Here is a 13,159-nt window from a genome sequence, read left to right as displayed (position 1 = left end):
ATAAACATGGTCAATAAAGAGAATATACCAAAAGTTGAAAAGCAGGTTACTTTTTTAATCGTACCATTTGCTTTCAGAGCGGAATATGAAAATACTGATCGTCTCATCGATCACAGCAACTTTGAAGAAAAAACGCCAGTTTCTGAGAGACTGTATGATCATGTGCAAAATTTAATCAGTCCGCAGGGAAGGAAATATGAGGCTATTGGCAGACGGTTTGTTCTAAAGGATGAAGTGCGTACGAAATGGAATTTGCCCAATAGGAAGGATACTTTTCTAACTTATCAGTATTCAAAACAGTCCTTTTCTTTTTCGATAGAATCGATCGAACTGTATGTATTTGAAACACAGGTAGGATTTGTCTTATTTAAAATAGGTCACCCAAAATTTAGCAGTATTGAGCAGATGATTGAAACAAATTACCATATTAAAAGATTAGGAAAGCTAAGAAATACAAAAGTTTTTTATGATAAAAAAACGGGGAAAGATACTTTGTTAGAACAGGAAATTCACCTGAACGATCTGATCGATTCCTTTCTGTCTAATCTCGAGGTTGATACATATTTTGAAGGGGATGATACACATGTGAAGCAAAGTCTGGTTTTTTCGGCTGCATTTCTCAATCAGCCAGGTCTAGAGGAATCCAGTGTGACTGCTTGGTTATTTAGAATGCAAAGAGCATTTAAAGATTCCTATAAGCCGGTAAAAGAGATGGAAAACAGAAGGGATTTATTTATCCCGTTCGATAACAGCTACTGGGGTGTTTCCCTTGAAGGAATGGCCAATATTGTTACGAAAACGAATGATACTACAGCCGATCAATTTTTTGGTACGGATTATTTTTATCGCCTAGAGAATACGTACTTATTTATGTATATATTGGCTCTTCATCAAAGGTATGCACTGCTTTATTTTTCTAAACAAATATCCCTGCTGCCATATCAATTAAATCAAATTGAAGATCAGCTTGAAAAGCAGAATGAGCTTATTACTAAGTTTCGTAAAAATATAGTCAATTTCATGCTGAAGTGCTCCTATAATCAAGTTTCGAATGTGACGCATCAAAGTGAGTTGTATGAAATGATTCGGACCAATTTAAAGATTGAGTATTTATTTACTGAAATTAACGATGAACTCTATTCACTGTCTTCTTTAATGGAGATTATTGAGCAGAAGAAGCTTCAGCTATTGGAAGAGAAAAAACGGGAAAAATCCGACAAAATGACGAAGGGAATTGGTTTGTTATCATTTGTTTATCTTCCATTAACCATTATTCCAGGCTTATATACAATGATACTTCCCTTTATAACAGAAAACACCTTAAATTGGATTTTGGCTGTTTTAATTACACTACTATCTTTCGTCCCTACATTCTATCTGTTGAAGAAATATATTTGGGTAAGGTTAAAAAATGATGGATAAAGGATGTTTGGAAATGAATGGGGCTGATTTGGTAAGTGAGTCGCCAGGCATTCAGATTGACGAAATTAGAATTCGGGCAACGAAAATTACGTTTACTCTAGTTGCTTCATCAACAGGGAAAATGCCTTATTATTCATCCTCTATTTGGCGCGGGATGTGGGGCAGGGAAATAAAGAGAAAAACATGTTTGTATACCGAACTCGATTGTAAATATTGTTCACATATGCCTAATTGCGCATACGGCTCTGTTTTTGAGCCAACAAGTGAGGTTTTCGCAGGGTCTTTAAAAGAAACTAGGCAATTTATTTCTCCACCAGTCGTCATTGAGGCCCCTCACTTCGTTAACGAGATCTGGAATGAGGGGGAAACAGCAGAATTAACAATTACTTTTTTTGGAGATGTGATTCATTTTTTATATTATTTTGTAGATTCTTTATTCGAAATCGGAGTCAAGTATGGAGCGGGTCCGAACCGCATCAGGTTCCATATTAAAAAGATTGAGCAGATTTTAAAAAACGGAACAAAATATTTGTTAAACCATCGACAAATCCGAGATTTAGGCGTCTTTTTCGAAGACTATGTCTGGAGAGAGGAGGAACATTCTGTCTCCTCTTTGTTCATATCCTTCGACACTCCGATCAGGATGCAAAAAAAAGGAACCATTTTAGACAGTCTTGATATTCAGGAATTTCTATTAAACTGTCAAAGACGAATGGAATACTTGACTAGTTTATACGGAAACAACGTCACGATTTCAAAGGATTGCTTATTACAATTATCATCCGCATGCACAGTTTTAAAGGATTTTGTCGTTTGGCGAGACTGGGAACGATTTTCTTCCAAGCAAAAGAAAGCCATGAATTTAGGGGGGCTTACAGGGGCCTTTCATTTACAAGGTAATCTGACTCCTATCCTGCCAATGCTGAAGCTTGCCTCTTTTGCCCACGTTGGTAAGCAAACCGTCTTCGGACTTGGGAAGTTTTCACTCTACCAGTCAATTGGGGAATAGATTCGGAAGCCTTATTTATGGTAAGTGGGATCCATTTTTTAGGATGTCGTTTATGCAAATAGTAAAGCATGTTTTTAAAGAATGCTGATTTTTGCAAGATTAAAAGATTGCCGAAAATATAGGATATTTACAATTTATGAGAGGAAAAGTGAAATGAGTGAATTGATTCATTCCGAAACAAGTGAAAAACTGAATTATACCCTTTTCTTAGGATGCGGCCGAATGATGGGACAATTAACAGAGGAAGAATCTGAAGAAGATAATATGTTCCTTGTAGGGAGTTATTCAAATTTAGCGACACTCTCTTCAAAGGATTTTGCTGTTTATATGCAAACCATCCATGCCAGTACAATGGGAGAATGGGGAGATATCTGTATTAATAGGGGATTAATTGAAGATTTAGAGGAACTGGAGTATTACGAGGATAAGTTTAGAAATGAGCATATTCTTATTCATTACCAATTTGATCATATTAATGATCCCATTTTAAGTGAATATTCCATCACAAAGAACGGGCAATCTTATGGCTTGATAGAAGAAAAACAGAAGTGGATAATTAATAGTATTTTTCCTAATGAAAATGGTTTTGAAATGGAAAAAGAAGAATATGATATTTGGCGGTCTGCTTCCGGTCTGTATACGATCCGTGAATTCATCCATCAAATCTCAGCAATGAAAGAATGTTCAATGGAAGAGGCGTTTTCTGTTTTCACGGCCTATTTGCCATTCTTTCATAAAGCGGGATTGTGGACGATTGAATATTGCGGAGATCTCCATCGAAACCGAACAGAACAAACTGGGAATGACAAGTTCTTTAATGTATCAGAACTCAACGTTAACTCGCTAATACTATCGGTAGGAGAAGTATTTGGCGAATCAGGTGACGAAATCATGATCATCATAGGTGATAAAAAAGTTCCGCTTCACGCTTATGAATATTTTATTTGGACTTTATGTAGGATTCGTAATGCATCCATTTCAAACATTCATAAAGCATTCAAAATGGATATTAATGTCTTGAAATCAGTCATTACGAGTCTAATGAAAAAACGATTAATCCTTTTGTGGTCAGGCAATTGGAGCCTGTCGAGTGAATGTCCTATTTCAATTGTTCCCCATGGAAACTCAGTCGGTTTCATAACCAACGATACTTATACAGCAAAAGATATAATCACTGGGGAAGCACAGCCTATTTCGAAAGCATTATATTTTATCTGGGTATTTGCACAAAAATATGTCTCACTTTCTATGACTCTGCAAGCACTCAGTGAAGTTATGGAAATTTCACAGGAAGAAGCAGAATTACTAATAAGAGATGGTATACCACAGCTTTTGGAAAAAGGTTTGATCAGCCTGCAAATATTCGAAAAGGATAATATCGAGGAGTAAAAATATGGCAGATGATAAAGAAAAAAAAGATGTAAATAAGCATATTGAAGTTACTGGAATCTTAGAGAATACTCTAAAAGATGCAAATGAAGAAGTTAGGAGTCGATTCTTTGCAGTAATTGATACGATATTAACGCTTAACCCTTATGATTCAAACTATACCTTTGGGGGCAGCACTTTTGAAGGTATTGCAAATATTGCGAGTGGAAATGTTTGGGGTTTTAGGTCAATTCAACTTTTTAAAGTCCTGATCCAAGATATAGTTAGATATTATGTGATGAATAGCAATTCCCAAGATCCTGAAATGTTAAAGCTGAAACTAAAAGCAAACGGTCGTAATTACGTAACATCAGGAGAAGCCCTTGCGATTTACGAGGAGTCTCAGCTTATGGATAAGATATTGGAAGGCATAGCAACTGCGACAGTAGCTTCCATGGGAACTACTGGGCTTTCAGCAATGGTACTCGGAGAATTATTTAAATTCCTGGCGGCTGTATGGGAATATGAAAAAGTTGAGGTGCCGCGTAAAGCAATTACTAAGGCAGAAGAGTACGAAATGAAAGTAACGGAAAGCACAGCTAAGGCTAACATCGAAAAGCTTAAAGCAGAAGATGCAATTGCTGCTGCAAAATTTTCTATACGAGAAGGACGATTTACAGGGGATCCGGAAAAAGCTAAAGAGGCATTCCGGAAAACAAAAGAAAAAATCAAAGAAGCTATTGTATATGCAAAAAATGTAGATAAAGAGGCAGAAAATGCAAATAAATATATTGAGAGTGTAGAAAAAAATGCTGAATTAGCACGTAAAAACGGAGTACCGGAGTTATTAGAGAAGAAACGGAGTCTTGAACGGGAAGCAAAAGAATTTGAGAAGAAGGCAGAAGCAGCTGAAAGTGAAGTAAAGAAGGCTAAAGAAAAAGTTGAGAAAGGTGACATCTCTTATATTTATGATGAAGATCAGGCCCAAAAGTCGGCACACAATCTTAGAGTTAAAGCAAAATATGCTAAATTAGAAGCAGAAGAAATAGCAGTAGACGAAAAGTGGGTTTCGAAATTCGGTATCAGCGAGAAAAAATCACAGAAAGCACTAGTAGACGCTGTACAACAGTCAAAACATATAAGAGATTTAAAGAATAAAGCAAAGGAAATTACCTCTGTTGCGATTCAATTAAGTAGAGAAGTAGAGGTATTACGTTCAAGAGGAGAAAATTTAGGAGAAGAAATATTAGAGGCAAATTTAACTCGAGATTTAATGGATGAGGCAGGAATGGATAAATTTGCATATGGAGACGATGAAGAAACGCTTTTGTCGGAATATGAGGACTATGTAGAGATAGATGAAGCGGAATATGGGGACTATGAAGATATAAATGATCCAGAATTTAACGGTGATGAAGGAACGAATGATCCGGAATATGGAGGCAATAAAGGAATAGGCCTTCCAGAAGGGAGCAATCATGGGGGGAATAACACCCAGAAAGTTGGGAATAGCAGTGGAGGCGGAGCAGGTAAAAATCCACAAAAACCAAAATCTGCACAATCGCCTGCAGGGAACAGCCAGAAAGGTAGGAATTATAGTGGAGCCGGAGCGGATACAATTCCACAAAATCCTATATCTGCAAAATCGCTAGCAGAGAACATAGAGCAAGGTGGGAATCCTAGTGAATCCGGAGGAGTAAATCCGCAAAACCCCAAATCTTCACTATCACCTGATGGGAGCAGCCTGAAAAGGGGACAGTCGAACCCAGCAGAAAAAACCGAAGTACTGCGGCCAAAAAAACAAGAAATTGCGCAGACACCATCACAGTTATCTAGCAGGAGAAGTGAACCAGTCATTGAGGAGCAGACAGGTCAGATAGATGAACCAACTGTTAAACAGTCTTCAGGCCGGATAAGTGAATCAACTGATACAGAGTCAACAGACTCGATGAACAAATCAACTACTGCACGTCCGGAAGAGCAAAAAAAGGAATCCAAAGCTAAACATTCAACAGACTGGGGGCACACACCGGATAAATCGAAGCCTACAGATTCTGGAAAACCATCTGGGATTAAGGGGTTCTGGAAAAAAGCTATAACATCACTGAAACAGGTAGTGAATCCCGATAGTCATGATGACAAAATAACTGGAATTTTGGAGGAAATTGAAAGAGAGTCAAATAGATCAGATAAGTCTATGCATAAAAAGAACAAACAACAGGAAGTTGCTTTGCAGGAAAAAATAGCACAGATTAATAAAGTAAAAAACCCATTAAACAAACCCCGTTCAGATTCTGATTCTAAAGTCCATGATCATACCTCAGACTCAACAAAAAAAGACAGTGTTATAGCCAAAAAACAGCGTGTTAATGTGAAAAGGGGTGAACATGCTGGTACAGCAAAAATAAGAGGAATCTTAAACAAAAACCATTCAGGTTCTGGAGTTCATGAACATAACTCCATTTCAAAAGAAGACATGAAAGGAGAAATTACAAATCCACAAATATTGAGGAAATCGACATCACAGGCTGAACATGCAGTAGGCAAAGACAGTGTCACAGCAACAAATAAGCATGCTATACCGGGTGAGAGAAGAATTGAAAATGCCACCGCAGCAAAAATTAAAGGATTTTTAAACAAAGACTTTACAGATTCTAAAGTCCATAAACATACCCCCAACTCAAAGAATAATAAGCTAAATACTGACTCTACCAGAGCAAACCATTCAGAATTAAAATCGTCAACCAACATTACGAATAAAACTAACAGGGTACAAGAATCAACACATGTCTTAAATAAAAATTCTGAACCTAATTCAAAGAAAACAAATCAGCAACACAAATCTGACAGTTCATTCTTTGGAAAATTAAATAAAATTGTAGAAGGATTAAATAAACACGAAACACATCAAAAGAAACATGAAACACCTAAGAAAGAAAACCATCAAGGATCAGGACGCTCAATTATTTCTAATCAAAAGCCTAATAATAGTCAAACTCCTCGGAAAAATCATCAAGGACACTCGACTGGCACTGGTGGAAGTAGCTCTAAGGGCTCCTATACACTCAAACCAGGAAACAGAACTACTGTCTCCTACAAAGGTAAATCAGGGAGAAGTGGAGGCAGCAGTTCCGGAAGAAAACGCCGATAGACACACATCAATTAGTGAGAGAGTTTGACAGTCTATGTTTTCCAGCTTTAGTGTATCTGTTCAAGGAGTTACAGTACAGCTTATTCATTAGCAACGGTCAAAAGAAAATCAAAGCGCTCACCATTTCTGTGGATATGCAGTATGTGATAAGATGACAAATGCTGCCGAACGTGATGACTCTGGCAGCTTTTTTTGACCTATATCATTCAATAGCGAAGTTTGGCAGTGAGCTACAGACTATCAGTTAAACATTCTATACACTATTTATTCATTTTACTGAGGGCACTGAAAAAGGTTATTTCACAATAAAAAGAAGCTGATTACCTACTATATGTAGATGATCAGCTTCTTTTTATTTTCTATTTATTGACATGTTCTACTAATATTTTAATCCTCTAAACGAGGTATTTTTATTTCTACGAGAAATACGATCCTATCGGAGCAGTCCTATCACGGATGTGTTAATCCTCTTAACGAGGCTCTTATATTTTTACCGTCTGGGACGGCATTGGAACAGGAACATTGAAATTTTAATCCTCTAAACAAGGTTTTTCATTTTTACTTTCTAGGTAGAAATTTTATGAAGAGACCTTTGCTGATGTGTTAATCCTCTAAACGAGCTTCTATTATTTCTAATGTACCTCCATTTTACCTTACTCTCCCAAGGGTTTCAAGAGCCAATTTTTACACCCTACATTTTTTTGTATCAGGGCAAAAAATATTATACAAACTACGGCTGGTTTGAAAATCATTTCATTTTTTTGATATGCACAGGACCTGCGTACATAAAGCATAATCAATTAAAATATATTATGAAAATGACACGCTATTATAGATTTTTGACATCTTTTATGAGCGTGTCATTCCTTTAGCTCCACTCAAATATGTTTCTGGAGCATTATTGTTTTTTTGCAAGAAAACTCGTTTCAGCCATCTAAAAACATTAGGGAATTAGAGGATTATCTCAGTTCGCAGGAAAAATATACCTAAAGAGATTGGGTTATTATACCCTTTAAAAATAAGTAGAGTTCTATTTCGGCACCTCCATTAGACATTTATTTTTTCCATACAGATAAGACTAATGATGTGTTTTTTTGTTTTAAATAGAATTCTCGTATACTTGCTGTATAATAATAAAATGTATGTTAATAGATTTAGTAAAGGGAGGCAAAGAATGATGGGATGGGCGTTAGCCATTTTATTCATTGCAGCAGTTTCACTGCTCATTTTGTCGTTTTATAAAACGGGGCAATCATCAACGAGATTAGAGCAACAGATCGATCAGCTTACCTTTTCTTTTAAAGATGATATAGATCAGCTACAACAGCAGATTCGGAACTTCGAGCTAGATGCCGAAATTGCAGCACAAGAAGCAGGTGTTCAAGCTGATACCCAAGAGCAAAGGGTCTTATTGCGAGAGATGCTTGATATGCATAGACGCGGATACTCATTTGAAAGTATTTCTACTAAAAACCAGCTGACGAAGGAAGAAGTTGAGCAATTACTGGCTCCTTACATAAAAACGAAGGATGAAAGGAGCAAAGTTGCCAATGAAAGCTAATTCGATGCGCAGCTTTGCCGCAGGACTCATTGTTTCAGCAAGTGTATGTGGTGCAGTCTATTTCGCTGGCCCAAATAAAGCAGCAAGCACTCAAAAAACAGTTGAAAAACCTACAGTTGACGAGATGAAAACCATGCTAACGTCAGAGGGCTATGTCATCCAGACCAATGAAGAGTGGAATAAACAACTTGCAGCTGCAAAAAAAGAAAAAAATGATGTAAAAGAAAAATCAAATGAGAATAAAAATGAAAAACCAAACGAAAAACCAAACGAAAAAATAGTATACCGGACGATGCTGACAGTGACATCAGGTATGACTAGCATAGATGTCGGGAGAGCTCTTGAACAGGCACATATCATTAATAGTGCTAAAGACTTTTTTAATGAAGTTGAAAAGAGAGGATTGTCCAATGATCTGCGTCCAGGTACTTTTGAAGTAGAAAGCGGAAAGTCGATGGACGAAATAATCGCTACCATCTTCAAAAAATAACTATCTTTTTGTGCCTGATCTCCACTGAAAAATTAATGGAGATCAGGCACTATTTTTATCGTGTTATGGCGTTTTGATCTTATGATGTTTTCTTTTGATTATCATTCATTGGAATAAGCGATCCTTTTCTGATCCAATATTGAAAGGTGTCTGAAGGAAAAACTCCCCTGCAATCCGGGTTATTCATCTGGATGACAACACTAGAATCTGTAACATCTAAAACTTTTAGTGATTCTGAATTGCTTATGTTGGGCATAAAGCAGCTTTTCATTTCAAACTCCATGTTGATGTAGGACTTAATCATAAACACCCCCTATTATGTAAACTGTTTACTAGTAGTATCCCCGTATTTTTATTTGCCAACCAATTATTGGATGACGTGACAGAAATAATCCAACTTTTTTGACTCATAAAGATGAGCTTTCGTAATAAATATTACTTTGAACCAAAAATAAGTATATACATATTAATAGAAACAGGTGAAATTCATTGAACGGCACATCACATACAGTCATCGGAGCGGCATCAGGCTTATTTACAGCAAACCTGTTACAAACAAATCCAACCGAAACCATGATTCTTGTAGGTTTAGGTGCTATATCAGGTTTGATTCCGGATCTGGACATCAATGGAAAGCTAAGTAACAAAGTAACGGTATCTCACAAGTTAATTCGATCCATCGTTCAGTTTATTGCAGTTCTTATGATCTTGTATAGCTATTTTACAAGGGTTGGAATGGATAAATGGTTAGGAATCGGACTGGGTCTTGGTATTATCATTATTTCTACATTCTTAACACAAAGGAGAATGCTAACAATTACAGGGATTGGAGTGATTGTTGGAGGTCTGTCATTTCATGAAAATTGGATATGGCTGCTAGGTGTTTACATAATTATTGCTTCCTTTGTCTCCCATAGAAGTTATACTCATTCATTAATTGGAATTATTTTCTTTGGATACATAGCGTTTCAGTTCGAAAAATCAGTTCAGCTCGATGGGGTATTTATTACTTGTCTTCTAGGATATGCCAGTCACTTGATTGCAGACATGAAGCTCCTGCCATTTAACAAGAAGGGGGTAAAATTGTTTTTGCCTTTTTCGAAGAAGGAGTTATAAGAGATATTGAAATGCTGTAGAGACCTGTAATAAGTGCGAAAATGGCGTTAATAAAAAAAATACCTGTTCCACGAAGCTTCGGTGGGTAGGTATTTTTTTGATAAACCTTCACTGATTATGTTGACATATTAAGTTGATATCTATAACAAACCCAATTAACCTTGTTGGGAGAGGAGAAGTGGTTCAATTAACCGATTAGCGGTAACGAATTAGTGAAAATCGTGCCCGTCCCTTTTTGAAGCAATGCTGATGGGGTATTTAACCATCATTCCGCACTATTTTCCGATAAACCAATTTAATAACCATTTGGTAATTTTTCTAATATTTTTTCAATAGGAATCGCAAATCCGGATTGATCTGTCGTTGATTTTGCATAGACAACTCCAATGACATCCCCATTTACACTGATAACAGGACTTCCGCTGTTGCCTTTATAAATTGGAGCACTCAGCTTTAGCACACCGTTTTTCTCTGAATCATCTAATATTTTTCCTTCATTGGCAATTTGATTGTGAAAAAGTGGATTTCCTATCACATATATTTGATCGTTAACTTGCCATAAATCAGGTTTGCTTAAGGAAAGAAACGGCAAATTTTCTCCCTTAATCTGCAAGAAGGCAAGGTCTAATTCAGGTTCTGAATGAATAATACCCGCATTAAATAATTCACCGTTTGGAAATACAACATTAATTGGATGCATGTCCTCAACAACATGATGATTTGTTATGATTAATCCGCTTTCAGAGATGTTAAAGCCAGTTCCTTTTGAATATGTATCTTGTATCGTAACAACCGCTTCTTTATATTTTTGAATGTCTTCTTGTTTTGAAAGCTCAGCAGACTTTTGTAAAAAATGGATAGAGGAAATATTGAAGATTTGTGGCCATATTTGAATCATACTGATAACCAAAGAAAAGGCTAGACCGATAATAACCACTTTTTTCACAAAGGAATTTCGTTTTTTCTGCTGTTCTTTTAACAACTCATCTTCTTCATTTGGTAAAAAATCTTCCAAAGATGGTTCATCGAAATGACCTTCATTTTCCTTTTTTTCATGAGGATCCATATGAGATATCCCCCCAAATATGTATTTTCCTTAGTCATTCTAATAGCTAAGAAAGTAGGTGAGTGATATAACCAACTATACTATTGGAGTGTTAATATTACCATGGTAGGAGGAGAGTATTTCTTCACGGAAGGTGAATTCTTGAAAAATGTATCATTTAAAAAACGTGTAGAACAACTGCTTTTTTCATTGTGATAATTAAACAACAGTTGTTTTGTGACGATTAAGTTCTTTACTAGATAAAAATATTCTTCTTATCCTGCATTAACGTGCAGTAAGCCCCACTTCAGTAATATGAAATGACTTAGCATGTGGAGTGACACTTTACTTTCAAGAACTTATTCTGTAACGTGAAAATCACACAGTTGCTTTCTAGATAAAATAGCAAAGGAAATTTATCCTAAATAAATCCTTCATTAGAATATTTCTACAGGTGCTTTTCTAATAAATTCCTTTGCGAGCAATAGTGCATCATCATTTTTGGAAGTAGTAATAAAATGCTCAAATAGCTCCTTAATATAAGCCATTTCTAGTTTTACATAGGGATAAGTACTATAATATGGAAGTGCTTTAGTTCTTAAATAATGAAAATATTGTTCTGTTTTGTTATTAACTTTATAGATGAATAGTTTAAAAAGGATTTGATAGCTTTCGTCTTTGATAGTTTTTGCGATCTGAAGCCCACGATGGGCAGCTTCTAATAGTGAGAATCGGTCAATTAAGTTTCCTTTTAAACAGCTGTTAACATATCCATAAAGCGAAATAAGATATATTTGGGAATTGGCTTCTTTTAGTTCCATAGATTCATTATATAAATTGACTGCTTTCTCAAAAAGGTTCATTCGATAGCAAACGTAAGCAAGATTATTAAGTGCTTTGGATTTTTTTATCTTATTTTGAATCATGTTGCAATTTTTGATGATATGTTCATAGCGTTCATAAAATTCATAAAATTCATCGAAGTCCCCATTTAGTTCGCCTATTGGGATTTGACTTAACATGAGCAGTTCACAGTCGATGATTTTAATAATATTCTTTGTTTTTTGAAAATGCTGAATTGCTTTATCTGCATAGTAATAGGCCAAAACATTTGAATTTTTATAATGGTAGGCAATGCCGAGATGGTAGAAATACTCCGGATTATGATATATGTTCGGGTCTATGGTTTTTAAAGTCCTAATTGATTCATTAACTTCACCAATCAACAATAAATATAATCCCGAAATGTGTTTAAATAGGTTTTCCTCAAATTTGGGGAGTTTTTCCTTTTTCATAGACTTAATTATCTTATTGGCATCGTCCAAGGAACCTTTTGTTAGAAAATACCATGCTTTGATGAGCTGATAGCAGTTCTTATAATCAGATAATAAAACGAGCGGTTCTTTTTCTAATAGTTCCGCATATTCTTCGATCCTATCTTTTTCCTCACGAACCATGCTATCTAGCCATCTGTGCAATATATTATTAACACCATTGAATCGAATGATCTCTTCATCTAGATTTATGTTAAGCCGTTTTGATAAAAGCATGATAATTTCAGAAGAGTACTCTGTAATCCCTCTTTCAATTTTACTGATATGTGTTACGGAGCAAATACCGTTTCCAAGCTGCTCTTGGGTCATACCAAGCTTTTCTCTATATAGTTTGATAATTTTCCCTTCCCTCATAGTATCCTCCTTTTATTAATACCCTTCTATGAAATAATTATATTAGTATTATTGGTTTAGTAATATAGGGCGATTTAACTACTATGAGAAGTTGAAAAAGCGCTATATTCTGAAAATTGAGTGATTAATCAGAATACAGGGCCAAACGGCAGATATAGTCAGTAAAGAAAATATATAATTGGAACTGTGGGATGATGGAAAAATTTGTTGGAAAGTGTTAAATAACCCCAATAAAATGATAGAGATTTCATACTTAATGACTAAAAGTTGTGTGAAAAACACGCTTTTTTACTAAATTAATTAAGTTAT

10 protein-coding genes are annotated in these 13,159 nt (G+C 35.7%); 7 read left to right on the top strand and 3 right to left on the bottom strand.

The features are described from left to right. Window positions 1-6 precede the first annotated feature (6 nt). The 6 genes from FSZ17_RS13390 (at window position 7) to FSZ17_RS13365 (ending at window position 9,001) form a co-directional block, all read left to right on the top strand. Window positions 7-1,422, top strand: a complete 1,416-nt coding sequence (locus tag FSZ17_RS13390; RefSeq protein ID WP_057770840.1) for a magnesium transporter CorA family protein — start codon at window positions 7-9, stop codon at window positions 1,420-1,422. Between the two features lie 13 nt (window positions 1,423-1,435). Beyond that, window positions 1,436-2,431, top strand: coding sequence for a CRISPR system precrRNA processing endoribonuclease RAMP protein Cas6 (cas6, locus tag FSZ17_RS13385; protein WP_185150625.1), 996 nt, complete (start codon window positions 1,436-1,438; stop codon window positions 2,429-2,431). A gap of 153 nt (window positions 2,432-2,584) precedes the next feature. Continuing rightward, a complete protein-coding gene (locus tag FSZ17_RS13380; RefSeq protein WP_057770836.1) occupies window positions 2,585-3,820 on the top strand; it encodes a hypothetical protein in 1,236 nt (411 codons plus the stop codon). A gap of 4 nt (window positions 3,821-3,824) precedes the next feature. Next, the gene (locus tag FSZ17_RS13375; RefSeq protein ID WP_057770834.1) at window positions 3,825-6,950 is read left to right on the top strand and encodes an AAA family ATPase; all 3,126 of its coding nucleotides are present in this window, start codon (window positions 3,825-3,827) and stop codon (window positions 6,948-6,950) included. Window positions 6,951-8,124: 1,174 nt separating this feature from the next. Continuing rightward, entirely contained in the window at window positions 8,125-8,511 is a 387-nt protein-coding gene (locus FSZ17_RS13370) for a hypothetical protein (protein WP_228460204.1), read from the top strand. Further along, window positions 8,501-9,001 carry a hypothetical protein gene (locus FSZ17_RS13365; RefSeq protein ID WP_057770832.1) on the top strand — a complete coding sequence of 167 codons (501 nt, stop codon included), beginning with the start codon at window positions 8,501-8,503 and terminating at the stop codon, window positions 8,999-9,001. The genes FSZ17_RS13370 and FSZ17_RS13365 overlap by 11 nt, the downstream gene beginning before the upstream one ends. A gap of 79 nt (window positions 9,002-9,080) precedes the next feature. Here FSZ17_RS13365 and FSZ17_RS13360 read toward each other — a convergent pair whose 3' ends face one another. Beyond that, window positions 9,081-9,305, bottom strand: a complete 225-nt coding sequence (locus FSZ17_RS13360) for a hypothetical protein (RefSeq protein ID WP_057770829.1) — start codon at window positions 9,303-9,305, stop codon at window positions 9,081-9,083. A 185-nt stretch (window positions 9,306-9,490) separates the two neighbouring features. On the opposite strand from FSZ17_RS13360, the gene FSZ17_RS13355 reads away from it, so the two are divergent. Further along, window positions 9,491-10,117, top strand: a complete 627-nt coding sequence (locus FSZ17_RS13355) for a metal-dependent hydrolase (RefSeq protein WP_057770827.1) — start codon at window positions 9,491-9,493, stop codon at window positions 10,115-10,117. Window positions 10,118-10,412: 295 nt separating this feature from the next. On the opposite strand, the gene FSZ17_RS13350 is transcribed toward FSZ17_RS13355, so the two are convergent. Together FSZ17_RS13350 and FSZ17_RS13345 are read right to left on the bottom strand one after the other, a co-directional pair. Continuing rightward, window positions 10,413-11,183: a S1C family serine protease gene (locus FSZ17_RS13350; protein ID WP_057770826.1), complete on the bottom strand. Its 771-nt coding sequence runs from the start codon at window positions 11,181-11,183 to the stop codon at window positions 10,413-10,415. Window positions 11,184-11,599: 416 nt separating this feature from the next. After that, a complete protein-coding gene (locus FSZ17_RS13345) occupies window positions 11,600-12,850 on the bottom strand; it encodes a helix-turn-helix domain-containing protein (RefSeq protein ID WP_057770823.1) in 1,251 nt (416 codons plus the stop codon). Between the last annotated feature and the right edge of the window lie 309 nt (window positions 12,851-13,159).

The sequence above is a fragment of the Cytobacillus dafuensis genome (assembly GCF_007995155.1).
Taxonomy (GTDB): domain Bacteria; phylum Bacillota; class Bacilli; order Bacillales; family Cytobacillaceae; genus Cytobacillus; species Cytobacillus dafuensis.
The sequence above is the reverse complement of the archived record's forward strand: the minus strand, read 5'-3'. Positions and strand labels throughout refer to the sequence as shown.

Excerpts from the sequence above, each read along its gene's own strand:
- FSZ17_RS13360 (WP_057770829.1), bottom strand. The coding sequence starts at position 9,305 with ATGATTAAGTCCTACATCAACATGGAGTTTGAAATGAAAAGCTGCTTT.
- FSZ17_RS13375 (WP_057770834.1), top strand. The coding sequence starts at position 3,825 with ATGGCAGATGATAAAGAAAAAAAAGATGTAAATAAGCATATTGAAGTT.
- FSZ17_RS13350 (WP_057770826.1), bottom strand. The coding sequence starts at position 11,183 with ATGGATCCTCATGAAAAAAAGGAAAATGAAGGTCATTTCGATGAACCA.
- FSZ17_RS13380 (WP_057770836.1), top strand. The coding sequence starts at position 2,585 with ATGAGTGAATTGATTCATTCCGAAACAAGTGAAAAACTGAATTATACC.
- FSZ17_RS13345 (WP_057770823.1), bottom strand. The coding sequence starts at position 12,850 with ATGAGGGAAGGGAAAATTATCAAACTATATAGAGAAAAGCTTGGTATG.
- cas6 (WP_185150625.1), top strand. The coding sequence starts at position 1,436 with ATGAATGGGGCTGATTTGGTAAGTGAGTCGCCAGGCATTCAGATTGAC.
- FSZ17_RS13390 (WP_057770840.1), top strand. The coding sequence starts at position 7 with ATGGTCAATAAAGAGAATATACCAAAAGTTGAAAAGCAGGTTACTTTT.
- FSZ17_RS13370 (WP_228460204.1), top strand. The coding sequence starts at position 8,125 with ATGATGGGATGGGCGTTAGCCATTTTATTCATTGCAGCAGTTTCACTG.
- FSZ17_RS13365 (WP_057770832.1), top strand. The coding sequence starts at position 8,501 with ATGAAAGCTAATTCGATGCGCAGCTTTGCCGCAGGACTCATTGTTTCA.